The 21,422-nt window shown below is 31.0% G+C and carries 21 protein-coding genes and 1 tRNA gene; 11 read left to right on the top strand and 11 right to left on the bottom strand.

Features of this window, described 5'->3' with window-relative positions:
- Positions 1–22: 22 nt before the first annotated feature.
- The gene (locus tag L0U72_RS04555; protein ID WP_233884567.1) at positions 23–1,069 is read right to left on the bottom strand and encodes an asparaginase; all 1,047 of its coding nucleotides are present in this window, start codon (positions 1,067–1,069) and stop codon (positions 23–25) included.
- Between the two features lie 116 nt (positions 1,070–1,185).
- Here L0U72_RS04555 and L0U72_RS04550 point away from each other — a divergent pair, with 116 nt between their 5' ends.
- Positions 1,186–1,884 (top strand): zinc metallopeptidase, encoded by a 699-nt coding sequence (locus L0U72_RS04550; RefSeq protein WP_233898528.1) that lies wholly within the window; start codon positions 1,186–1,188, stop codon positions 1,882–1,884.
- Between the two features lie 92 nt (positions 1,885–1,976).
- On the opposite strand, the gene lepA is transcribed toward L0U72_RS04550, so the two are convergent.
- Positions 1,977–3,773, bottom strand: coding sequence for a translation elongation factor 4 (gene lepA, locus L0U72_RS04545; protein ID WP_233884574.1), 1,797 nt, complete (start codon positions 3,771–3,773; stop codon positions 1,977–1,979).
- A gap of 160 nt (positions 3,774–3,933) precedes the next feature.
- Between lepA and L0U72_RS04540 the strand changes: the two genes are divergently transcribed.
- The 3 genes from L0U72_RS04540 to L0U72_RS04530 all read left to right on the top strand — a co-directional run bounded on the left by L0U72_RS04540 (position 3,934) and on the right by L0U72_RS04530 (position 6,156).
- Complete coding sequence (locus L0U72_RS04540) at positions 3,934–4,584, top strand: hypothetical protein (protein WP_233898527.1); 651 nt, start codon at positions 3,934–3,936, stop codon at positions 4,582–4,584.
- Positions 4,585–4,595: 11 nt separating this feature from the next.
- Positions 4,596–5,597 (top strand): tRNA dihydrouridine synthase DusB, encoded by a 1,002-nt coding sequence (gene dusB / locus L0U72_RS04535; protein WP_233898526.1) that lies wholly within the window; start codon positions 4,596–4,598, stop codon positions 5,595–5,597.
- A 163-nt stretch (positions 5,598–5,760) separates the two neighbouring features.
- The gene (locus tag L0U72_RS04530) at positions 5,761–6,156 is read left to right on the top strand and encodes a hypothetical protein (RefSeq protein ID WP_233898525.1); all 396 of its coding nucleotides are present in this window, start codon (positions 5,761–5,763) and stop codon (positions 6,154–6,156) included.
- 89 nt (positions 6,157–6,245) lie between these two features.
- Here the strand turns inward: L0U72_RS04530 and L0U72_RS04525 are convergent, their stop codons facing one another.
- Together L0U72_RS04525 and rbfA are read right to left on the bottom strand one after the other, a co-directional pair.
- The gene (locus tag L0U72_RS04525; RefSeq protein ID WP_233898524.1) at positions 6,246–7,448 is read right to left on the bottom strand and encodes an ABC transporter permease; all 1,203 of its coding nucleotides are present in this window, start codon (positions 7,446–7,448) and stop codon (positions 6,246–6,248) included.
- A 49-nt stretch (positions 7,449–7,497) separates the two neighbouring features.
- Entirely contained in the window at positions 7,498–7,893 is a 396-nt protein-coding gene (gene rbfA / locus L0U72_RS04520; RefSeq protein ID WP_101917766.1) for a 30S ribosome-binding factor RbfA, read from the bottom strand.
- Positions 7,894–8,072: 179 nt separating this feature from the next.
- Here rbfA and L0U72_RS04515 point away from each other — a divergent pair, with 179 nt between their 5' ends.
- Genes L0U72_RS04515 through truB form a run of 4 tightly spaced genes read left to right on the top strand, consistent with a single transcriptional unit; the run spans position 8,073 to position 10,739 of the window.
- Positions 8,073–8,951 carry a cell division protein FtsX gene (locus L0U72_RS04515; protein ID WP_101917767.1) on the top strand — a complete coding sequence of 293 codons (879 nt, stop codon included), beginning with the start codon at positions 8,073–8,075 and terminating at the stop codon, positions 8,949–8,951.
- Positions 8,952–8,958: 7 nt separating this feature from the next.
- Positions 8,959–9,225, top strand: a complete 267-nt coding sequence (locus L0U72_RS04510) for a DUF3098 domain-containing protein (protein WP_233884594.1) — start codon at positions 8,959–8,961, stop codon at positions 9,223–9,225.
- Between the two features lie 2 nt (positions 9,226–9,227).
- Entirely contained in the window at positions 9,228–10,022 is a 795-nt protein-coding gene (locus L0U72_RS04505; protein WP_233897896.1) for an undecaprenyl-diphosphate phosphatase, read from the top strand.
- Positions 10,023–10,046: 24 nt separating this feature from the next.
- A complete protein-coding gene (truB, locus tag L0U72_RS04500; protein ID WP_193706514.1) occupies positions 10,047–10,739 on the top strand; it encodes a tRNA pseudouridine(55) synthase TruB in 693 nt (230 codons plus the stop codon).
- A 75-nt stretch (positions 10,740–10,814) separates the two neighbouring features.
- Here truB and L0U72_RS04495 read toward each other — a convergent pair whose 3' ends face one another.
- Positions 10,815–11,309 carry an ABC transporter ATPase gene (locus L0U72_RS04495; protein ID WP_101917771.1) on the bottom strand — a complete coding sequence of 165 codons (495 nt, stop codon included), beginning with the start codon at positions 11,307–11,309 and terminating at the stop codon, positions 10,815–10,817.
- Between the two features lie 38 nt (positions 11,310–11,347).
- Entirely contained in the window at positions 11,348–11,938 is a 591-nt protein-coding gene (locus L0U72_RS04490; RefSeq protein WP_233898523.1) for a thioredoxin family protein, read from the bottom strand.
- Between the two features lie 117 nt (positions 11,939–12,055).
- Between L0U72_RS04490 and L0U72_RS04485 the strand changes: the two genes are divergently transcribed.
- A complete protein-coding gene (locus L0U72_RS04485) occupies positions 12,056–12,577 on the top strand; it encodes a hypothetical protein (protein ID WP_233897898.1) in 522 nt (173 codons plus the stop codon).
- A gap of 7 nt (positions 12,578–12,584) precedes the next feature.
- Here L0U72_RS04485 and L0U72_RS04480 read toward each other — a convergent pair whose 3' ends face one another.
- The 5 genes from L0U72_RS04480 to L0U72_RS04460 form a co-directional block, all read right to left on the bottom strand.
- Positions 12,585–13,049 (bottom strand): regulatory protein RecX, encoded by a 465-nt coding sequence (locus L0U72_RS04480; RefSeq protein ID WP_233884602.1) that lies wholly within the window; start codon positions 13,047–13,049, stop codon positions 12,585–12,587.
- Positions 13,050–13,226: 177 nt separating this feature from the next.
- Positions 13,227–16,706 carry an efflux RND transporter permease subunit gene (locus L0U72_RS04475; RefSeq protein ID WP_233898522.1) on the bottom strand — a complete coding sequence of 1,160 codons (3,480 nt, stop codon included), beginning with the start codon at positions 16,704–16,706 and terminating at the stop codon, positions 13,227–13,229.
- 21 nt (positions 16,707–16,727) lie between these two features.
- Positions 16,728–17,918: an efflux RND transporter periplasmic adaptor subunit gene (locus L0U72_RS04470; protein ID WP_101917776.1), complete on the bottom strand. Its 1,191-nt coding sequence runs from the start codon at positions 17,916–17,918 to the stop codon at positions 16,728–16,730.
- A 35-nt stretch (positions 17,919–17,953) separates the two neighbouring features.
- On the bottom strand, positions 17,954–19,294 hold the full coding sequence (locus tag L0U72_RS04465) for a TolC family protein (protein WP_101917777.1): 1,341 nt from the start codon (positions 19,292–19,294) through the stop codon (positions 17,954–17,956).
- A gap of 28 nt (positions 19,295–19,322) precedes the next feature.
- Positions 19,323–19,937, bottom strand: a complete 615-nt coding sequence (locus L0U72_RS04460) for a TetR/AcrR family transcriptional regulator (protein WP_233884606.1) — start codon at positions 19,935–19,937, stop codon at positions 19,323–19,325.
- 135 nt (positions 19,938–20,072) lie between these two features.
- On the opposite strand from L0U72_RS04460, the gene L0U72_RS04455 reads away from it, so the two are divergent.
- Together L0U72_RS04455 and L0U72_RS04450 are read left to right on the top strand one after the other, a co-directional pair.
- Complete coding sequence (locus L0U72_RS04455; RefSeq protein WP_233898521.1) at positions 20,073–21,056, top strand: polyprenyl synthetase family protein; 984 nt, start codon at positions 20,073–20,075, stop codon at positions 21,054–21,056.
- A 52-nt stretch (positions 21,057–21,108) separates the two neighbouring features.
- Positions 21,109–21,182: transfer RNA gene (locus L0U72_RS04450), tRNA-Ile, on the top strand.
- The last annotated feature ends 240 nt before the right edge of the window (positions 21,183–21,422 follow it).

The following is a 21,422-nucleotide window of genomic DNA, read 5'->3' as shown; positions in this document are numbered from 1 at the left end:
AATTTAGTTAAAAAAATGTCATTTAATTAATTTCCCCTCGTAACGATGTTTCAAAATAATGTTTAAATTCTTTTTTTGATAATTTTTCACCTAATAAATACATCATTTTAGCAACGGCAGTCTCTGTGGTAATGTCTTTTCCGTCAATAATTCCGATGCGTTTTAGGTCGGAACTGGTTTCATAATGCCCTAAAATAACACTTCCACCAGCACATTGCGTTACATTTACAATATGAATTCCTTTCGATATTGCTTTTTCAATCAAATTTATAAACCATTTTTCGGTGGGGGCATTTCCTGATCCGTAGGTTTCTAGAATAATTCCTTTCAAATTCGGAATATTTATAAAACTTTCCACAACTGACGCTGTTATTCCTGGAAATAATTTTAAAATTGCTACATTATTATCTAATTTTTTTCTAAAGATAAGTTGTTTATCTTCTTTTTCTTTAGATGTTTTAAGTAATACTGGATAATCAAAATTTAAATGCACGCCACTTATCGCTAAAGGCGGATAATTCATCGAAGCAAAAGCTTCAAATTGTTCGGCATTTATTTTGGTAGTTCTGTTAGCTCGGTATAATTTGTATTCAAAATACAGCCCAACTTCTTGCACTACGGGTTTTCCTTTTTTATAGGTGGATGCTACTTGTATCGAAGTAATTAAATTCTCTTTAGCATCTGTTCGTAAATCACCGATTGGTAATTGCGAACCTGTAAAAATCACTGGTTTTTGCAAATTCTCCAACATAAAACTAATTGCTGATGACGTATATGACATGGTATCAGAACCTGTTAATACTACAAAACCATCAAATTTATCATAATTATCGGCAATAATTTGAGCGATATCAACATAATAATTCACATTCATATTTGATGAATCAATAGGTTCTTCAAATGAAATTGTTGAAATTTCACAATGCAATTGTTGTAATTCGGGAATTTTACTAGATATTTGACTAAAATCAAATGCTTTTAAAGCGCCTGTTTTATAATCTTTAACCATACCAATAGTTCCTCCTGTATACACTATTAAAATTGTAGGTTTTTTTTTATTTTTTGACATTTTGACACTTTTATACTAAATTTAGTATATTATTTGATAAATAATTTAATTATGGAATAATTTATGTTGTAAATTTATCAAACAAAACAATACAAACTTTTAAAACAACATAATTTATGATCGGATTTTATGTACTCATAGGAATTATTTCGCTATGTAGCTGGTTAGTAAGTAATATGCTTAAACGAAAATTTAAGAAATACTCGCAAGTTCATTTAAAAAATGGCATGAGTGGGGCTGAAATAGCACAAAAAATGTTAGATGATCACGGAATTAATGACGTAAAAGTAATTTCTACGCCAGGAATGCTTACCGATCATTACAATCCGCAGAATAAAACGGTTAATTTAAGTGAAGGTGTTTATAACCAACGAAATGCCGCTTCAGCAGCCGTGGCAGCGCACGAAGTTGGACATGCTGTGCAACATGCTAGAGCATATCAATATTTACAAATGCGTTCAAAATTAGTACCGATGGTAAATATTACTTCTAAATATTCGCAATGGATGGTTATTGGTGGAATCGCCTTTGGTGCCGCTTCTGGAAATACAGGAATTGGTTTTTATATCGCTGTTGCAGGATTGGTATTTATGGCAGTTGGTACCTTATTCAGTTTTGTAACTTTGCCTGTTGAATATGATGCAAGTAACAGAGCCTTGGCTTGGTTAGAAGATAAACACATCGTAACTCGAGAGGAATTAGCAGGTTCTGAAGATGCTTTAAAATGGGCAGCAAGAACCTATTTAGTTGCCGCTTTAGGTTCGTTAGCCATGTTATTATATTGGGGATCACAAATTCTAGGAAATAGAGATTAGTATCGCAGATGCTTTTAGCATTTATTATAACTGAAAAAGCACTCCTTATATAAGGAGTGCTTTTTAGTTTTACTTTTATTTTGATAATTTTATTAATCATTCAATTTTAAAACAGCCATAAATGCTTCTTGAGGAATTTCTACATTACCAACCTGACGCATTCTTTTCTTACCTTTTTTCTGTTTTTCTAATAACTTACGTTTACGTGAAATATCTCCACCATAACATTTTGCCGTTACATCTTTACGCAACGCTTTAGTCGTTTCTCTAGCGATAATTTTCGCACCAATTGCCGCCTGAATAGGAATATCAAACTGCTGTCTTGGGATTAATTCTTTTAATTTTTCTACAATTTTTTTACCGATTGTATAGGCGTTATCTGCATGTAATAAGGCTGAAAGTGCATCTACAGGTTGTCCATTTAATAGAATATCAACACGAACTAATTTTGAAGTTCGCATTCCGATTGGCGAATAATCAAAAGAAGCATATCCTTTTGAAACTGTTTTTAAACGATCGTAAAAATCAAATACGATTTCTGCTAAAGGCATATCAAAAGTTAATTCAACTCTTTCTGTAGTTAAATACGTTTGATTTACTATTTCCCCTCTTTTTTCAATACAAAGCGACATTACTTGTCCAACAAAGTCAGACTTTGTAATAATTGTTGCTTTAATAAAAGGTTCTTCCACTTTTTCTAATCTTGACGGATCTGGTAAATCTGTCGGATTATTTAATAATACTATTTCTGTCGGATTTTTCTTGGTATATGCGTGATAAGAAACGTTGGGAACGGTCGTAATTACAGTCATATTAAATTCACGTTCTAAACGTTCTTGGATAATTTCCATGTGTAACATTCCTAAGAATCCACATCGAAAACCAAAACCTAATGCTGCTGAACTTTCTGGTTGAAATACCAAAGAAGCATCATTTAATTGTAATTTTTCCATTGAATTACGTAATTCTTCGTAATCCTCTGTATCTACAGGATAAATACCTGCAAAAACCATTGGCTTCACATCTTCAAAACCATCAATAAGGCTTTCTGTTGGGTTTTCAAAATCAGTAATTGTATCTCCTACTTTTACTTCTTTTGCAACTTTAATTCCTGTAATTAAATACCCTACATCTCCTGTTTTCACTTCTTGCTTAACAACTTGTTCTAGCTTTAAAGTACCAACTTCATCGGCTTTATATTCCGTTCCTGTTGACATAAATTGAATACGCTGATTCTTTTTAATAGAACCATCAATTACTCTAAAATAGGTTTCAATTCCTCGATAAGAATTGTAAACAGAATCAAAAATTAACGCTTTTAAAGGCGCATCAGGATTTCCTGACGGCGCAGGAATTTTATTAATGATTGCTTCTAAAATTTTATCAACTCCAAAACCTGTTTTTCCACTTGCGTGAATTACATCTTCTGGTTCACAGCCTAATAAATCAACAATATCATCGGTAACTTCTTCAGGATTTGCCGATGGTAAATCAACTTTATTTAATACTGGAATAATTTCTAAGTCATTATCTAAGGCTAGATATAAATTAGAAATTGTTTGTGCCTGAATACTTTGTGCTGCATCAACAATTAACAATGCACCTTCACAAGCAGCAATCGAACGAGATACTTCATACGAAAAATCTACGTGACCAGGCGTATCAATTAAATTTAGAATATAATCTTCGCCTTCAAAAGTATAGTCCATTTGAATGGCGTGTGATTTAATGGTAATACCACGTTCACGCTCCAAATCCATGCTATCTAATAACTGTGATTTCTTTTCTCTTTCAGTAACAGCTCCTGTATAATCTAATAATCTATCGGCAAGTGTACTTTTACCGTGATCAATATGTGCAATAATGCAAAAATTTCTAATTTTCTTCATTCGTCGTATTTCTAACCTCTTATGACTGACAAAGATACTTTATTGAAAAACGTTGTACAATTAAAAATTTATGCATTAAAAAATATTAATTTTTACACAATTTTTTTTTATTTCTTCTATTGTATCTTTGCATCAATTAAATAAATAATTTTTTTTACAGATGTCTAAAAAAATACTGCTATTTGCTGGATTATTATTGCTATTAACTTCTTGTTGGAAAGATAGAAGTCCTGAAGATTTAATTCGCTTGAAAGAAAAATTCAAATCACAAGTTTCTACTTTCGAAAGCAAAAAAGAAACCGCTAACAAAAAAATCACCAAAGGTTTAAATTCTTTAGGAGCCTTAAAATTAGCGTTAGAAGATGCCAAAAATGAAGACAAAGAATTTGCCCGAGTTTATGGCGATTGGGAAAAAGTTAATAGAAAAGTCAATAATCTTAATAAAGAATTTGAAGACTTAAAAACAAAGGCTTCCAATTTATTTATGGCGATGGAAACGCAAAGCAATAGTTTAAGCGATGTTACTACTAAAACTACGCTTTTATCGGCTATCAATAAAGCAAAAAAGAATTATAATACAACGCTAAATAATACTTCAAAAGCAATACAAAAATTAAGACTTTTACATACTGATGCTGTTGAAATTGTAAAAGCTTTAGAAGTTGCAGCAGCACTAAATTCCTTCGATTCTATTAACGGGCAGATGAAAAGTATTGAACAAAGAGTGGACGGAATTATGCAAGAATTAAATATTGCCGTTACAGAAAGTAAAAAATTATACGAGAAAAAAATAACCGAATTAGGTAAATAAAATATAAAATTTTGATAAAAATTGGCAATATAGAACTTCCTGATTTTCCGCTATTATTAGCGCCGATGGAAGATGTGAGTGATCCACCTTTTAGAGCTTTATGCAAAGAAAATGGTGCAGATGTAGTTTATACTGAATTTATTTCTTCGGAAGGATTGATTCGTGATGCGGCAAAAAGCGTTATGAAATTAGATATTTACGAAAAAGAACGTCCTGTTGGGATTCAAATATTTGGTGCAAATTTAGAATCGATGCTACAATCCGTAGCAATTGTTGAAAAATCAAACCCTGATATTATTGATATTAATTTCGGTTGTCCTGTTAAAAAAGTAGTTTCAAAAGGTGCAGGCGCAGGTATTTTAAAAGATATAGATTTAATGGTTTCCCTAACCGAAGCCATGGTAAAACATACGAATTTACCAATTACCGTTAAAACTCGTTTAGGTTGGGATGATGCTTCTATTAAAATTGTAGAAGTTGCCGAACGCCTCCAAGATGTTGGCTGTGCAGCGATTTCTATCCACGGAAGAACCCGCGCACAAATGTATAAAGGCGAAGCAAATTGGGCGCCAATTGCCGAGGTGAAAAATAACCCAAGAATGCACATTCCTGTGTTTGGAAATGGTGATGTGGATACTCCTGAAAAAGCCATGAGAATGCGTGATGTTTATGGTTTAGACGGCTGTATGATTGGAAGAGCTTCGATTGGTTATCCGTGGTTTTTTAATGAAATAAAGCACTTTTTTAAAACAGGTGAATATTTAGCAAAACCAAACATCGCACAACGTGTAGAAATGGCTCGTAGACATTTACAAATGGCTATCGACTGGAAAGGCGATATTTTAGGTGTTTTTGAAACACGAAGACATTACACCAATTACTTTAAAGGAATTCCACATTTTAAAGAACATAGAATGAAAATGGTTACTTCGGATGCTCCAGAAGATGTTTTTAAAGCTCTTGATGAAGTAGAAGCAAAATTTGGAAATATGATTATTCCTGATATTAAGTAATAAATAAAAAAGGGGCAGACACATAGGTCTGCCCTTACATTAATCATTGTAGGGGCGAATCTGTGTGTTCGCACATTTTACAAGCTTCCTTAATTTCTGTATTTACTTCGCTTTTATTTTCTAATTTAGAAGAAATTTATATCTTTAAAAAAAAATAAGAAAAATGAAAAAATTGCAATTTATAATTACACTACTCGCTTTTTTAGCCTTCAATATGCAAGTAAAAGCTCAAAATTCTAATTTACCTCGAAACGCAAAACCAGGAATATGCTACGAACGATGTTTTGAGTATGACAAAAAAATTGAATGGAAAGAGGTTAAATGTTCAAAAGTTAAGCAAGAAAAATCAAAAAAAGAACTTGTAAAATGTGAACAAGATAAAATCAAATTAAAAAAATATCAAGAGAAATTAAAATCTCTTGGCTATGATGTTCAAGTAACAGGACGTATTAATAATAAAACCGTAAATGCACATCATAAGTATTTAAAAAAACAAAAAAAAGCCGCTAAAAGAAAACGAAAATTAGAAAGAAAACAGCAGAGAAAACTCAGAAAATAAAAATCAAAAAGAGAAACTATCAATCCTCGCCTATTTCAAAATATGTGAGGATTTTTTAATGCTATTTTATACACTAAATTTATAAATTTTTACCTCTCAATAAAAGCTTTCGATATTCTCGAACTCGCAATTTTTGCTGAAATATAGCCTAATATTGAAATTGTAAACATAACAACTAATAAATTTGTCCATCTAAATTCTACGGGATACGCTAAATTTTGAGTAATCATAAAAAGTTCGTAACGTTGCTGAATTATCACTAATAAAACACCTAAAATAAGCCCGATAAACATTCCTACAAGCGTCAATAAAAAACCTTGTAACACGAATATTTTTTTAATCTCCTCGATACTTGCTCCTAAATTATAGAGCGTTTTTAGGTTTTTTCGTTTATCAATAATCATCATAATAATAGAACCGATTACATTAAATAACGCAATGGCAATTATCAAAGTGAAAATTAAATACGAAATAAAATTTTCGGTATTAATTACTTTATAATACAACGCATTTAATTGCGCTCTGGTTTTTACTTCAAAATTTGTACCTAAATTTTGTTGTAATTTCTGTTGAAAATCATCTAAATCAACAGTTGGTTGTAATTTTAGTTCGATTCCTGAAATTTGATTTTCATCATAATTTAACAACTCTTGCGCTAAAGATAATTCTGTAAAAACGTATTTATTCTGAAATTCTTCTGAACCTGAATACGCCCCGATAACCTGTGTCGATACTGACCGAAAAGCATTATTGACATTTATAAATCCCTTACCAGGTTTTGGTACTAAAATTTGCAATGGTTCCCCAAAATTTAACACGCTCAACGATAATTTATATGAAATTCCGTAGCCAATAACCGCTGTATTTTTATAGGTAGGATCTAGCCAAGTACCAACAGTTAAAAGTGAATCAACCGAAATTATGCCGTTATAATTATCATCAACTCCCTTAATATAAGCTACTTGACTTTTATCTTTATATTTTAAAAACACTCGCTCTTCAATAAATTTTGATACTGTTTTTATTTCTGAATGCTCGATTAATTTTTGATGAACAGTATCAGAGTACTTAAATGATTTCCCTTGTACGCTTGTTATTTTGATATCAGGATCAGAGGCATTTAACATCGAATCGCTAAAGGTTCGTAATCCTGAAAAGCCTGATAAAATTACAAACAACGCCAAAGCCCCAACAACAACTCCAAAAACTGCTATAAATGTAATAATATTTATAGCGTTGGTGCTTGTTTTTGAAAACAGGTATCTTTTAGCGATGTATAAGGAAAATTTCAAGTTTTAATAAATTTTAAGAATCATAAGAATCAAAGTATGTAAAACTTACTTAACGTTTTTGACGACGTGGCAATACATCTGGATTTTGAATTGGATCTACATCTTCACCTTTTAACGATTTGTCTATTTCTTCAATATAGTCTAAACTATCGTCTCCAAAAAACAATAATTCTGGCATTCTTCTTAATTGATTTCTAGTACGTTTTGCTAATTCATGACGAATTAATGGCGTATTAGACACCACTCCTTGTACGATTTCATCTCTTTTATCCGAAGGAAAAACACTTAAATATACCTTAGCGACTCCTAAATCGGCGGTTACCGAAACTTTTGATACCGATATAATTACTCCTTTCATTCCATCTTGTGCTGCACGCTGCAACACATCTACTAAATCTTCTTGCAAAACTCCTGCAATTTTCCGTTGTCTATTCGTTTCTTCCATGTGGCAAATTTAAGGATAAAATTACGGAGTGTAAATTTTATTTTTCATCAGTTAAAAAAGGCTAAAAATGCCTTATTTTCATTTGTTATTTTTGAGATTACTGCTATAAAATTTTACAAAATTTCACAAAATATTTGTATCTTGCAAAGTCTAAATTTTTTTATTTAAAACACCTTTAAATGTCTAACTCTTTTGAATCTTTTCAAAAACGTCGTTTACAATCTTCGTATATTTCTGTCGTGATTAGTATCGCTTTAGTGTTATTTATGATGGGAGTTTTAGGGTTGATGCTTCTCAAATCGACCAAAGTAGCCAATCATTTTAAAGAAAAAGTAGTAATGACACTCTTTTTAAATGATGATGTTGCTAAAAAAGATATCAAAAAATTTCAAGAAACCCTTGAGAAAGAAGCGTACACCAATAAAATAGTATACGTTACAAAAGCCGAAGCTGCTAAAATTTATAAAGAAGATTTAGGCGAAGATTTTTTACAATTTTTAGGCGATAATCCACTTAAAAACGGGATTGATATTTATTTAAAAGCCGATTTTGTAACGCCTGAAAAAATGGATATTATCAAGAAACAGTTTGATAAAAATAAGCTTGTTGCAGAAATAAATTATGACAAACCGTTGGTTGAATTACTTACCGAAAATATTCAGCGAATTAGTTTTTGGTTATTAGTTTTAAGTGGTTTTTTAGGTTTAATTGTCATTCTTTTGATTAATAGTTCTATTCGATTATCAATTTATTCGAAACGATTTAATATAAAAACGATGCAAATGGTGGGCGCAACGAAAAGTTTTATCCGAAAACCGTTTATTTGGCAAAGTATAAAATTAGGATTTTTAGGTGCTATTATTGCTTTATCTGGTTTGGCAATTGTAATTTATTATCTTGATAAAAAAATTCCTAGTTTAGGTTTATTAACTGATTATATTTCTTTAATTTACATTGGTATTGGCGTGTTATCTACCGCTTTTTTCATTACGTGGATAAGCACTTTTTTTGCCACACAGCGTTTTTTAAACTTACGAACAAACGATTTATATTACTAAAATTTTCATGAAAAAAGAGACTCTTTCAAAACAGGATTTAAAATCAGCCCAAAAACCAGTATTTTTATTTGGTAAAAAAAATTATAGTATCATGTTGCTTGGTTTGGCTATTATTGCCTTCGGATTTATTTTGATGGCAGGTGGTGGAAGCGACGATCCAGCTATTTTTAATGCCGAGATTTACAGCTGGCGTAGAATTCGTTTTGCACCAACATTGGTAATTATCGGGTTGGGTATTGAAATTTATGCTATTTTAGCCAACCCTAAAAAATAAGCATGAATTTATTAGAAGCTATTATCCTTGGTATTATTCAAGGGCTTACCGAATTTTTACCTGTATCATCCAGCGGACATTTAGAACTAGCAAAAGCCATTTTAGGTGATACCTCTATACCTGAAGAAAGTTTAACTTTTACAGTCGTTTTACATTTTGCAACGGCATTAAGTACGTTGGTTGTTTTCAGAAAAGAAGTTGCTGAAATTTTCAGCGGATTATTTCAATTTAAATGGAATGATGAACTTAAATTTTCTTTAAAAATTATTATTTCGATGCTTCCAGCAGTAATTATTGGATTAGTATTTGAAAAACAATTAGCATCTTTTTTTGGCGGAAAAATATTACTTGTAGGAGTTATGTTATTAGTTACCGCTGTTTTATTATTATTTGCCGATAAAGCAAAAAACACCAATAAAGAAGTTTCATTTAGTAATTCATTAATTATCGGGATTTCGCAAGCAATTGCGATGTTACCTGGAATTTCTCGTTCTGGAGCCACGATTTCAACTTCGGTTTTATTAGGAATTGATCGTAGTAAAGCAGCTCGATTTTCATTTTTAATGGTCGTTCCACTTATCTTTGGAAAAATAGCAAAAGATTTTCTTGGTGGCGATATTAATTTTCAATCTTCGGAAATCATACCAATATCTGCAGGTTTTATTGCGGCTTTCCTTTCAGGATTAGTCGCCTGTAATTGGATGATTGCCTTGGTTAAAAAAAGTAAATTATCTTATTTTTCAATATATTGTGCTGTTGTCGGGATAATCGCTATTGGATATTCTTTATTCTTTTAATTTTTTTTCAAGTTATTTTTAAGTATGAAAACACTAGAAGATTATCAAAATGGACACGTTTTATTAATTGATAAACCCTTAGAATGGACCTCTTTTCAGGTCGTTAATAAATTGCGTTGGCATATAAAACAACGCTTTAACATCAAAAAAATTAAAGTTGGGCATGCTGGAACTTTAGATCCGTTAGCAACAGGTTTACTGATACTTTGCACGGGTAAAAAAACCAAAATTATTGACCAATATCAAGCGCAAATAAAAGAATATACGGGAACAATCACCTTAGGAGCAACAACGCCTAGTTATGATTTAGAAACCGAAATAAATGAAACTTTTGCTACCGAACATATTTCTGAAGCATTAATTCACAAAACGACGCAACAATTTACAGGCATAATTCAACAAAAACCGCCTATTTTTTCAGCCATCAAAAAAGAAGGTATACGCTTATATGAATTAGCAAGAAAAGGAGAAACTACCGAAATTAAAACACGAGAAATTACGATTCCTGTTTTTGAAATCACTAAAATTGATGGCAATAATCTTGATTTTAGAGTTGTTTGTAGTAAAGGAACTTATATTCGTTCTTTAGCATATGATTTCGGAATTGCTTTAAATTCTGGCGCACATTTATCAGCATTAAGAAGAACTAAAATTGGTGATTTTCATGTAAATAACGCCGTAAGTATTGATGAATTTATAGCAAATTTATCAGAATAATTAAAAAACTCGAATGGCTATTTTAATTAGCGATTCGAGTTTTTATTTTATCAAAAAAGTTAAAAAAAACTAAAATTACGCTTTCTTTTTCTTTAAAAATCGACTGTACCAACTTTCAGAAATTGGTACTTCCCAATGATTTTCTAATTCTTGTTTTGTTTCAATTAAATTATCAAAAACAATTGTTTTTTCCGTTACCGCTTTATTTTTAATTAACTGTTTAAAGTCCTTTAATTCTTTATATTGCGTGTATTCGCCTTGCTTAAAACATACATTCATTCTATCTAATAATTCCACTTCATACTGCGCTTGTAGTTGTAGAATAAAACCAACTTGGGCATCAATATCGGCATTTGATAACACTGAATTTTCATCTGCTGAAAAAATAATAAATCGATTATACTTTATTTCAAAAGAGGCTTTAAAATTTTCATCATCCGATTTCCAACCTTCGATAAATGTTTTTAATTGCTCATTTAATCCTTCAATTTCTTGTGGATAAAATTTTCTATTACAGGGATAAATCCAAACTTTTGCTTCTTCGGATAACGTATTAAAATTGACTAACATAACGATTGCTGGTTTTAAAGTGCAAAGATACAGAAATGTTATTTTAACAACGACATAAGATTTTCTTGAAGATTTACGCCTTTATTTTTATTGTACCAAACCTGTAACGATTCTTTAAATTCTGCATCTAATGCTCCGTGTTCTTTTTTGTAATCGGCAACCATTTTGGTAGCAATTTCAGGTCTTGGACCCCAAGTTCCAAGGACTTCATTATTGGTATCTAAGGCAATTAATTTCGGAATTGAGCGTCCTCCATTGGTTAAAAAAGCGTCCATCAAAGCTAGATTTTCATCTCTTAACACTATTTTTAATTGAATTTGTTCATTTTCTGATGCCATTTTATGGATAACAGGTAAATTTTGCGCGGCATCGCCACACCAACTTTCAGATAAAACCAACCAAGTTTGTGGTGCTTTCACTGTTTTTATTTTTGCTAAAACCTCATTAGTTAATTTGATGGTTTTATCCAAACGTTTCATTCGTTTATCGTTTAACACACTGTAATTCAACAATTCCTCGGATTGATTTTCACCAGTTGATTTGCCTTTTTCTAGCAAATTTTTCACTAAATCTCGATATTCATGATATGAAATTCCTTTTGCTAAACTATTTGCTATCACTTCTTTCATTTTGATAAATTATTTATTTTACAAAGATATTACAAAGATATTTCTTTCTATTTAAATTGTTCGTAATGTAAGTTACATTGCTAAAAATTGTATTTTTATAGTTTTAATTTTATGTTGATGAAACACCTTTTATATTTCTCACTTTCTTTTATATTGATGATTTTTTCTTGTAAAAAAGAAGGAACTACAAAAAATACACTTGTTGAAAAAACAGGCATGAATGGTAGCGTTAAACATTTAAAATATGTTCAATTAAACAAAAACGCTATTAAAGAAATAAAAGATTGGGAAGAGTATTTTATTATTGCTGATTTGCTCAAACAATTAGAACAAACGACACCTACCGAAGCTTTAAATAATGCGATAGAATTAAAAGAACTGACTAAAAATTTAAAAGATAGTTTAGCAATTGAAACACTTAAAACGCCTGCTTTTAAAGCGCGTATGAATGTTTTTGAAAATGAAGTTTTACGACTTGCTGATATGACATATATTCCTGCAATTAGTTCAAGGGAGATAAATATTGAAGTCGCTAAAATACTGTTACTTTTTGGAAGTATCAATAATAAAATAAATACCGTATACACGCAAAAACAATTTAACGAAGAAATTAATTTAGATAGTCTATTTCAATTTTAAAAAGAATTTAAAGTGCGTTTATGGCTTCATATATTAAATGGCTTTCAAAACCTCGATATAACAGATAATCGGCAATTTTTTTGTTTCTTTTAAAGCTATTTGTTTCAGAAATTACGTTATTTTTTTTAGTAACCAAAGCATATAATGTAGCGATATATTCTTGTTCATCGATTTCTTTTAAAGCCGTTTTTATATTATATGGAGAAATATCTCTAAATTTTAACTCTCTTACAATTCTATTTTTTCCCCATTTTTTTATACGAAATTTCCCTCTTGCAAAACTTTTAGCAAAACGCTCTTCGTTTAAAAAATTATCTTTTAGTAAACTCAACAAAATCAGTTCTCGAACTTCAGGAACAGCATTATATTCTTTTAATTTTGCTTCCACTTCTTTATGACAACGGTCTTGATATACACAATAAAATTCTAATTTTCGTTGTATTTCTTTCACTGTAAAACCTTGTTTATCCATATAAATTTATCTAAAAATATTCACAAAATATTAAAATTCAAAATAACATTAAAATAATACCTAAAAAAAGAGAGTTGAAAAATTATATTTCCAACTCTCTTTAACTCTTAACTCTCTTTAACTCTTAATTTTCTTTAATTTTATGATTCTTAAATAATCATTTAAAAAATTAAAATACTACATTTTTGTTTTCAACCACATTTTGAACTTCGTGATTAAAAAGAATAAAATTGGCACTGCAATTAAGGTTAAAAAAGTAGCAATTAATAATCCATAAATTACCGTCCAGGCTAATGGACCCCAGAAAATTACGTTATCTCCTCCAACATATATGTGCGGATTTAACTCTGTTAATAAGGTGAAAAAATTAATATTTAATCCTGTTGCTAATGGAATTAATCCTAAAATAGTGGTAATTGCCGTTAATAATACAGGACGTAAACGTGCTTTTCCTCCCTTTACAATGGCTTCGTTTAATACGAAAACTTCTAAAAATTCATCTTCCTCTAAGTTACGTGCCGATTTTTCTCTATCAATTAATAATTGAGTATAATCCAACAATACAACACCATTATTTACCACAATTCCTGCTAAGGAAATAATTCCCATCATGGTCATCATAATTACAAATGACGAACCTGATGCTACAATTCCTCCAAAAACACCAATCAAACTTAAAAAGATTGCCAACATAATAATTCCAGGTTTTGACACCGAATTAAATTGGAAAATCAAAATCAAGAAAATTAATCCTAATCCAGAGAAAAAAGCGCCCATTAAGAAACTCATTTGTTTGTTTTGTTCTTCAATTTGCCCTGTATAATCAACTTTTATTGTTTTTGGCAATTCTGGAAATGATTTCATTTCATTTTGAATTTTATCAACAATCGCGGAAGCATCAGTATAACCAGGAGCTAGGGCAGAATATACCGTAACTACACGTTTTACATTTTTGTGTTTAATGGCACTAAATCCTGAAGTATTACGCTGTTTTGCCACTGCGGAAACAGGTATCGATTTAAGTTCGCCTGTTGCCATATCTTTAAAAGTAATGGTTTGATTGAAAATCGCACTTGAGTTGTAACGATTTTCTTTATTAAAACGAACATAAATATCATAATCATCACCATCTTCTTTATAGATTCCTGCTTTTGTTCCAAAGATAGATGTACGTAATTGTTTCCCAATTTGGGAAGTACTTATTTTTAGTTCTCCTGCTTTTTTTCTATCGACATCAATTAACATGGTTGGTTTTGATTTATTAACATCGATTTTGAGTTCTGCGATTCCAGGAATTGATTTTGTATTGATAAAATCACGCATTTTCTCGGCAGTAACGATTAAAGCATCATAATCATTTCCTTCTAGTTCGATATTAATTGGATATCCTGCAGGAGGTCCTACGGGATCTTTTTCTACGGAAATTGATAACCCAGGATAAATCCCTGTTAAAGCGTCTGTTACTTTCTTTTTAAGCACTTTACTATCGCGTCCTTTTCGATATTTATATTCTCGCATGGAAGCGACAATTTTTCCACGATGTGGCATTTCAGCAACTGAACCGCCATCAGTTTGTGGATTTCCAGACCCTGCTCCTACTTGTGCAATCGAACTTTCCACCATAAAATTATGGGTTCCGTCCATATCCATATACATATCTTCATTTAATACTTTAGAAACTCGTGTTTCTAAATTTTTCATGATAGCATTTGTTTTTTCAATATCTGTTCCTTGCGGATATTCAACATAAACCACAATTTTATTGGGTGTATTATCAGGAAAAAACTCAATTTTAGTTCGCTTACTTTTTACAGAAGCTCCAAAACCGATAAATGCGACAAAGAGCAAAATAATGGTTACTACGGTGATTCCGTAAGGTCTCCATCCTTTTAAAGAACCACGAATTGTTCTTTCGTAAAAGCGTTCCCAGTAAGGCAATATTTTATTTTGAAAAGCATTTGCCATCGGGCGTAATGCGTAACGATATATCCAAAAATTGATGGCAGCAAAAATCAATAAGGTTCCTAAGGGTCGAATTGCTCCTCCAAAAATTACAATTAAAATTCCGAGTATACCAAGCACTAATGTAATGCGAATAATCTTTCTTAAAGGCATTGCTTTATCATCGGTACTCATAAATTGTGATACCATTACCGAATTAAAAAAGATGGCCACAAATAATGATGATCCTAAAACTACCGATAAAGTAATTGGAAAATAAATCATGAATTGTCCCATTGTTCCTGGCCACATTCCTAAGGGAATAAATGCCGCTACGGTAGTCGCTGTCGATATTATAATTGGAAAAGCAATTTCTCCGATTCCCATTTTTGCCGCTTCCAAGCGCGACATTCCTTCTTCATCCATCAAACGATATACGTTTTCAACGACCACAATACCGTTATCAACGAGCATTCCGAGTCCCATAATTAATCCGAATAAAATCATGGTATTCATGGTGTAGCCCATTAAATGTAAAATCATTAAAGACATAAACATCGACATCGGAATCGCAAAACCTACAAATAACGAGTTTTTAAATCCTAAGAAAAACATCAAGACAAGTACTACTAAAAGCACTCCGAAAATAATATTATTTACTAAATCATCAACTTGACCAATAGTTTTTGAAGATTGGTCATTGGCAATGGTAACTTTTAAATTTTTAGGAAAAATTTGTTGTTGGGTATGTGCTACAATTTCTCTAATTTTTTCGGTAGCGGTTACCATATTTTCTCCTGCTCTTTTTTTAACGTCTAGCATCACTACTTGCTGACCAAATTCACGAGCGTAGGTGGTTTTATCTTTATCTTTAAAAGACACTGTGGCAACATCTTTTAGATAAATCGAATTTCCTTTTTCTGATTTCACCACAAAATTTTCCAATTCTTTAGGTGAATTAACTTCTCCTAAAATACGCAATGTTCTACGTTGTCCGCTGGTGATGATATTTCCTGCTGACATGGTTACATTTCCGGATTGAATGGCTTGAAGAATATCATTAAAGCTAATTTTAGCGGCCATCATTTTATAAATATCTACGGCAACTTCTACTTCTTTATCTTCTGCTCCTCGAATAGATGCTTTTTTTATTTCGGATAAATCTTCTATTTCATCTTGTAGAATTTCGGCAAATTCTTTTAATTGACGAACGGTATAATCTCCAGAAATATTGATATTTAGAATTGGTGTTTCTTCTGATATATTTAATTCAAAAACATTGGGAGATACTTTTGCTCCGTTAAAAGTCGGCCAATCTTCGGATGAAACTTCTTCATCAATTTCATCTTTTACTTTTTGTTTTGCTTCTTCGATGGTAATTTTATCGTCAAATTCAACGGTAATCATCGACACATCTTCTTGTGAAGTTGATGTAATTTCAGTCATATTACTAACTGATTTTAATCTATCTTCTAACGGATCTGTGATTAATTTCTCAATATCTTCGGCGGTATTTCCTGGATAAATAGAACTAACATAAATTTTAGTATCTTTTATTTCTGGGAAATTTTCTCGTGGCATATCTATAAATGCGGCAATTCCTGCATATAGGATAATTGCCATCATCACATAAATAGTGGTTTTATTATTGATTGCCCACGATGATAATGCAAATTCTTTATCTACGTGTTTCTTTTTTTTATTTTTTTCAGACATAATTCTATTTTTATTGATGAATTAATTTAAAATCTGAACTTGTTGTCCATTTTGCACACTACGCGCTCCTTCCATAATAATTTTATCGCCAGTTTTGATACCTTTTAAAACTTCCACGACATCACCTTGTGTTTTTCCTGTGGTAATAATTATTTGTTTGGCTGTACCTAATAGCTCTTTTGAATTTTGTCTTGATTCTTCTTTTAAATCTGTAACGACATAAAGATATTGCTCGCCTTTAGCGTTTTCAGAAATGATACTTTGTGGAATTAGCAAGGCTTCATTATTGGTATAATCGTTAATTTTCAGTTTTGCAGTTAGGTTTGGTTTGATATTTTTCGCTTTATTATCCACGGCAACCTCGACATTAAAAGTACGATTTGCAGGATTGATAAAATTTCCTGCCTGACGTACTGTTGAAGTCATTTTTTCGCCCAATACTGGAAATTCGATTTCAACATTTTTACCTTTTTTAATGGTACTGATATAACTTTCAGGCACGGCAGTTTCGATATACATTTTAGAAAGATTTACAATTCTAAAGATTTCTGATTTTGCACCAGGAGCAACAATTACGCCTTGTTCTTTAATTACGTCATCAATAATACCTGAAAACGGTGCTTTTATGATTGATTTTCCGAGTTGTTTTTTAAGTTGCGTTACGGCATTTTTTTGAGCTTCGAAAGTTGTTTTTGCTTGTAGGAATTGAATTTCCGAGCCAATTTTCTGATTCCACAAACGTTCTTGACGTTCATACGTTGTTTTTGCTAATGCTGTTTGAATTTCAATTTGCGCTAATTTATTCGATAAACCGGCGTCATCAATTTTGGCTAATGCTTGTCCTTTTACTACCGATTGTCCTTCTTTAACATAAATTTGGACTAATTGCCCTGCCATTTCAGGATATATGAGTACATTTTGTTTTGTTTTTACATCTCCTTGTAATTCTAAATAATGATTAAAAACCGTTTTATTTGCTGATACGACAGTAATTAATGGTACTTTTTTAGAAGTATCTAGCGTTGCAATTTTAGCATCTAATGCTTTAATGCTTTCTGATAATTTTTGAATTTCGCTATTTAAGGTTGTTTTTTTGGCACGAATTTTAGTTAAATCATTGGACGCTAACACTTTTTCTAGGGAGTGTTTTTTATTTCCTGAACAGGAAGCTAACAGTAGTGTTATTGCGATTAGTGAGTATATTTTTTTCATTTTTATTTTTTATATTTTTTTATTTTAGATGTTTTTTATTTTACGGGAATATTTAATGCGTTTTCTAGCTGTGCTTTTTGGGTGATAACTTTTAGCATCGATTGCACATAATTATTTTGTTGTGTGTATAGTTGATTTTGTGCTTGTGATAATTCAAAACTAGAAGAGATTCCTTCAAAAAACTTAATTTGTTGTTTTTTTTCGATTCTTTGTGCTAGGGCTAAATTTTTAGTGGCAGTTTGAAAACTTTCGATACTTAATTGATAATTACTTTTAGCGGTTTTTGCTTGTAATTTTAGTTGTTCTTTAATTTGATTTGTTTTAATTTGAGCGCTTTCGAGTTCAATTTTTGCTCTTGCTGTTTTGGCGTGTCTTCCGAAACTACTAAAAATAGGCACTTTTAATTTTACACCTAACATGGAATAATCGAACCATTTTTGGGATGTATTTGTAAAATTAAAATCATCAGCATTGGCATTTGCACCGTAATTTACAAAGGCAGATAAGGTTGGTAATGCTTTACTTTGTTCGAGTTTCATTAACAATTCTTTACTTACTTTTTCATTTTCTGCCATTTTAAAATCGATATGTTTATCGACATTAAAAATTTTTGTCAGCAAATTTAAGTCGGTATTTGCAACGACCAAATTATCTAATGAATCGGTTATTTTGATAGGATGATTTACCGTATTTCCTAAAGAAATATTTAGCATTTGATACGCAATGCTTTTCATTCTTTTAGTATTTCTGTAATTATTTTCAATTGTTCCGAGCGTTATTTGTAGTTGTTCTACGTCTTCTAATTCGGTTAAACCGTTGTCGTATATTTTTTGAGTTTCATATAAATTTTGTTGAACGACCTTTTTATTTCGTTCTAAAATTCCGAGCATTTTTTCAACGACTAATATATTTCCGTAGGAATTAATGACGGCTTCTCTTGTAGTTAGTTCGGTTTTTTCTTTGGCTTGTTCCGATATTTTCAAATATGTTTTAGCTGATTGTAAACCAACAATATAAGAGCCATCAAAAATTAATTGTGATACTGTAACATTGGCATTTACAGTTTGTTTCGTACCAAATTTAACGGGTATGAAACCGCCTTTTTCTCCTCCTGTAATTTCTGCGGGGAGCAATGAAACTTGTTGTTTGAGCCAATTTTGATAATCGACATTTCCATCAATTTGTGGCAACCCGATCGTTGTTGTTTCCCATTTTCGTTGTTTAGCGGCCTTGATATTATTTACGGCTATTTTATTTTGATAATTATTTTTAATAGCATATTCAATGGCTTCTTGCATTGATAAATTAAGTTGTTCTTGAGCAAACAGAAAACCTGAGCAAAAGATTATAAATACACTAGACAGGTATTTTTTCATGGTTATTTTTTTTTTTTGATAGATGATTTTATTGATGATTTTTATTGATACTATTTACTTGTTTTTCTAGTTCTTTCAATCCTTTTTCGGTGGCGATTGCTCTTATATGATATTCTAAAATTTCATATTCTACTTTCATTAATTCTTGCGTTTGATTTCCATAGATTTCGGTTTCAAAAACGCCAAAAATCAAGGTAAAATAGAAGTTAACGGCAAATTCTATATTTATATTTGGTCGATAAAATCCTTGTGCAATACCTTTTGTGAGGTTATCAATATTACAGTTTTTAAAGATACAAACTTCTCGTGCTACTAAATTAGAATATGTTTCAGGATAATATTTTTTTAATTGATACATCGGCGAAGTTTTCGCATTTTTAAACATTTCTTTAAAGATTGCTTTTACTGCAAATTCTTCTTCAATGGCGTTATATCCTTGTTTTTTTATGCGATTAATTTCCTGACTTACAGAAAGATGAAGTCTAGAAGCACTTGCTTCAACAAGTATCGCTTTACTTGAAAAATATTTATATAATGTTTTTTTTGATATTCCTAATTCACTTGCAATATCATCCATTGTTACACTTTTAAACCCTAGATTTAAAAATAATTCTCCTGTTTTATTTAAAATTTTATCTCTCATACTGCTCATAATAGTTTGCAAATATAAAACAGGAAACTTTAAAAACAATAAAAGTTTCCTTCGTTTTAATTATTTTTTAACATTCGTTTAGAGCTAGAATTATTGTTTATCTTATTTTTACAAAAAATTTAAGATTTGGACATACTAAAATATCAATCAGACTTTTTATCGTATTTACGTACTAAAAAACTAGTAAAAGAGCCTAAAAACCTCTATGAACCAATCGATTACATTCTTCAAATCGGGGGGAAAAGGATTCGTCCAATGCTAACACTTATGGCTTCGGATATTTTTTCTGGAGATTATAAAAAAGCCATGCCAGCTGCATTAGCGGTTGAAGTTTTTCATAATTTCACGTTGGTTCACGATGATATTATGGACGATGCTCCTTTAAGAAGAGGGCATAAAACAGTTCATGAAAAGTGGGATATTAATACGGGAATTTTATCTGGTGATGCGATGTTAATTTTGGCGTATCAATATTTCGAAAACTACGAACCGATTGTTTTTCAAAAATTAGCAAAATTATTCAGCAAAACAGCTTTAGAAGTTTGCGACGGGCAACAATTAGATGTTGATTTTGAAACCAGAAACGACGTTACTATTGCAGAATATATTAAAATGATAACGCTAAAAACGTCTGTTTTAGTAGCTGCTGCTTTAAAAATGGGAGCTATTGTGGCTGATGCGAGTGAAGAACAAGCCCAACATTTATATAATTACGGATTAAATTTAGGTATTGCTTTTCAATTGCAAGATGATTATTTGGATACTTATGGAAATCCTGAAAATTTCGGAAAGCAAGTTGGTGGTGATATTATGGAAAATAAAAAAACCTTTCTTTATTTAAAGGCATTAGAAGTTTCAAATACTTCGGATAAAGAAAAATTACTACAATTTTATAGTAAAAAACAAAAAAATAATACGGAAAATAACATTGAAAAAGTAGCAACTGTTTCGGCTATTTTCACCAGAAATAACATTCCTGAATACACGCATCAACTTATTGAATATTACACGAATAAGTCGTTTGAGAGCCTTGCTTATTTAAAGATTAGTCAACAAGCAAAAGACGGACTTCTTATGTTTGGTAAAAATTTAATGAGTAGAAAAGTTTAAAAAAAACTTTTTTATTTAAAAAAAGATGTTATTTTTGCAATCCTAATTAACCGGTCCTATAGCTCAGTTGGTTAGAGCACCTGACTCATAATCAGGTGGTCCCTGGTTCGAGTCCAGGTGGGACCACGTTTAAACCTCACAATCTTAACTGATTATGAGGTTTTTTCTTGTTTGGAATATTTAATGTGTCAGTAAATGTGTCAGTAATTTTGTTGTTTTATAAAAACAAAATTAGATATAATAATTGTACATCATTTTTTTAAAGTAATTTTAAATTCTATTTAGAGCCTGTTTAAAAATTAAAGAAACTGTCAGTTCGAGTGATTTTTTTCCTTCAAAAAAATTGTATCGAGAACTTTTTTAGCA

Source organism: Tenacibaculum piscium, assembly GCF_021390755.1.
Lineage (GTDB): Bacteria > Bacteroidota > Bacteroidia > Flavobacteriales > Flavobacteriaceae > Polaribacter > Polaribacter piscius.
The sequence above is the reverse complement of the archived record's forward strand: the minus strand, read 5'-3'. Positions and strand labels throughout refer to the sequence as shown.

What these genes read in the sequence shown, in the direction of transcription:
- L0U72_RS04555 (WP_233884567.1), bottom strand. Translation starts at nt 1,069, where the DNA reads ATGTCAAAAAATAAAAAAAAACCTACAATTTTAATAGTGTATACAGGA.
- L0U72_RS04550 (WP_233898528.1), top strand. Translation starts at nt 1,186, where the DNA reads ATGATCGGATTTTATGTACTCATAGGAATTATTTCGCTATGTAGCTGG.
- lepA (WP_233884574.1), bottom strand. Translation starts at nt 3,773, where the DNA reads ATGAAGAAAATTAGAAATTTTTGCATTATTGCACATATTGATCACGGT.
- L0U72_RS04540 (WP_233898527.1), top strand. Translation starts at nt 3,934, where the DNA reads ATGTCTAAAAAAATACTGCTATTTGCTGGATTATTATTGCTATTAACT.
- L0U72_RS04530 (WP_233898525.1), top strand. Translation starts at nt 5,761, where the DNA reads ATGAAAAAATTGCAATTTATAATTACACTACTCGCTTTTTTAGCCTTC.
- rbfA (WP_101917766.1), bottom strand. Translation starts at nt 7,893, where the DNA reads ATGGAAGAAACGAATAGACAACGGAAAATTGCAGGAGTTTTGCAAGAA.
- L0U72_RS04515 (WP_101917767.1), top strand. Translation starts at nt 8,073, where the DNA reads ATGTCTAACTCTTTTGAATCTTTTCAAAAACGTCGTTTACAATCTTCG.
- L0U72_RS04510 (WP_233884594.1), top strand. Translation starts at nt 8,959, where the DNA reads ATGAAAAAAGAGACTCTTTCAAAACAGGATTTAAAATCAGCCCAAAAA.
- L0U72_RS04505 (WP_233897896.1), top strand. Translation starts at nt 9,228, where the DNA reads ATGAATTTATTAGAAGCTATTATCCTTGGTATTATTCAAGGGCTTACC.
- truB (WP_193706514.1), top strand. Translation starts at nt 10,047, where the DNA reads ATGAAAACACTAGAAGATTATCAAAATGGACACGTTTTATTAATTGAT.
- L0U72_RS04495 (WP_101917771.1), bottom strand. Translation starts at nt 11,309, where the DNA reads ATGTTAGTCAATTTTAATACGTTATCCGAAGAAGCAAAAGTTTGGATT.
- L0U72_RS04490 (WP_233898523.1), bottom strand. Translation starts at nt 11,938, where the DNA reads ATGAAAGAAGTGATAGCAAATAGTTTAGCAAAAGGAATTTCATATCAT.
- L0U72_RS04485 (WP_233897898.1), top strand. Translation starts at nt 12,056, where the DNA reads ATGAAACACCTTTTATATTTCTCACTTTCTTTTATATTGATGATTTTT.
- L0U72_RS04480 (WP_233884602.1), bottom strand. Translation starts at nt 13,049, where the DNA reads ATGGATAAACAAGGTTTTACAGTGAAAGAAATACAACGAAAATTAGAA.
- L0U72_RS04475 (WP_233898522.1), bottom strand. Translation starts at nt 16,706, where the DNA reads ATGTCTGAAAAAAATAAAAAAAAGAAACACGTAGATAAAGAATTTGCA.
- L0U72_RS04470 (WP_101917776.1), bottom strand. Translation starts at nt 17,918, where the DNA reads ATGAAAAAAATATACTCACTAATCGCAATAACACTACTGTTAGCTTCC.
- L0U72_RS04465 (WP_101917777.1), bottom strand. Translation starts at nt 19,294, where the DNA reads ATGAAAAAATACCTGTCTAGTGTATTTATAATCTTTTGCTCAGGTTTT.
- L0U72_RS04460 (WP_233884606.1), bottom strand. Translation starts at nt 19,937, where the DNA reads ATGAGAGATAAAATTTTAAATAAAACAGGAGAATTATTTTTAAATCTA.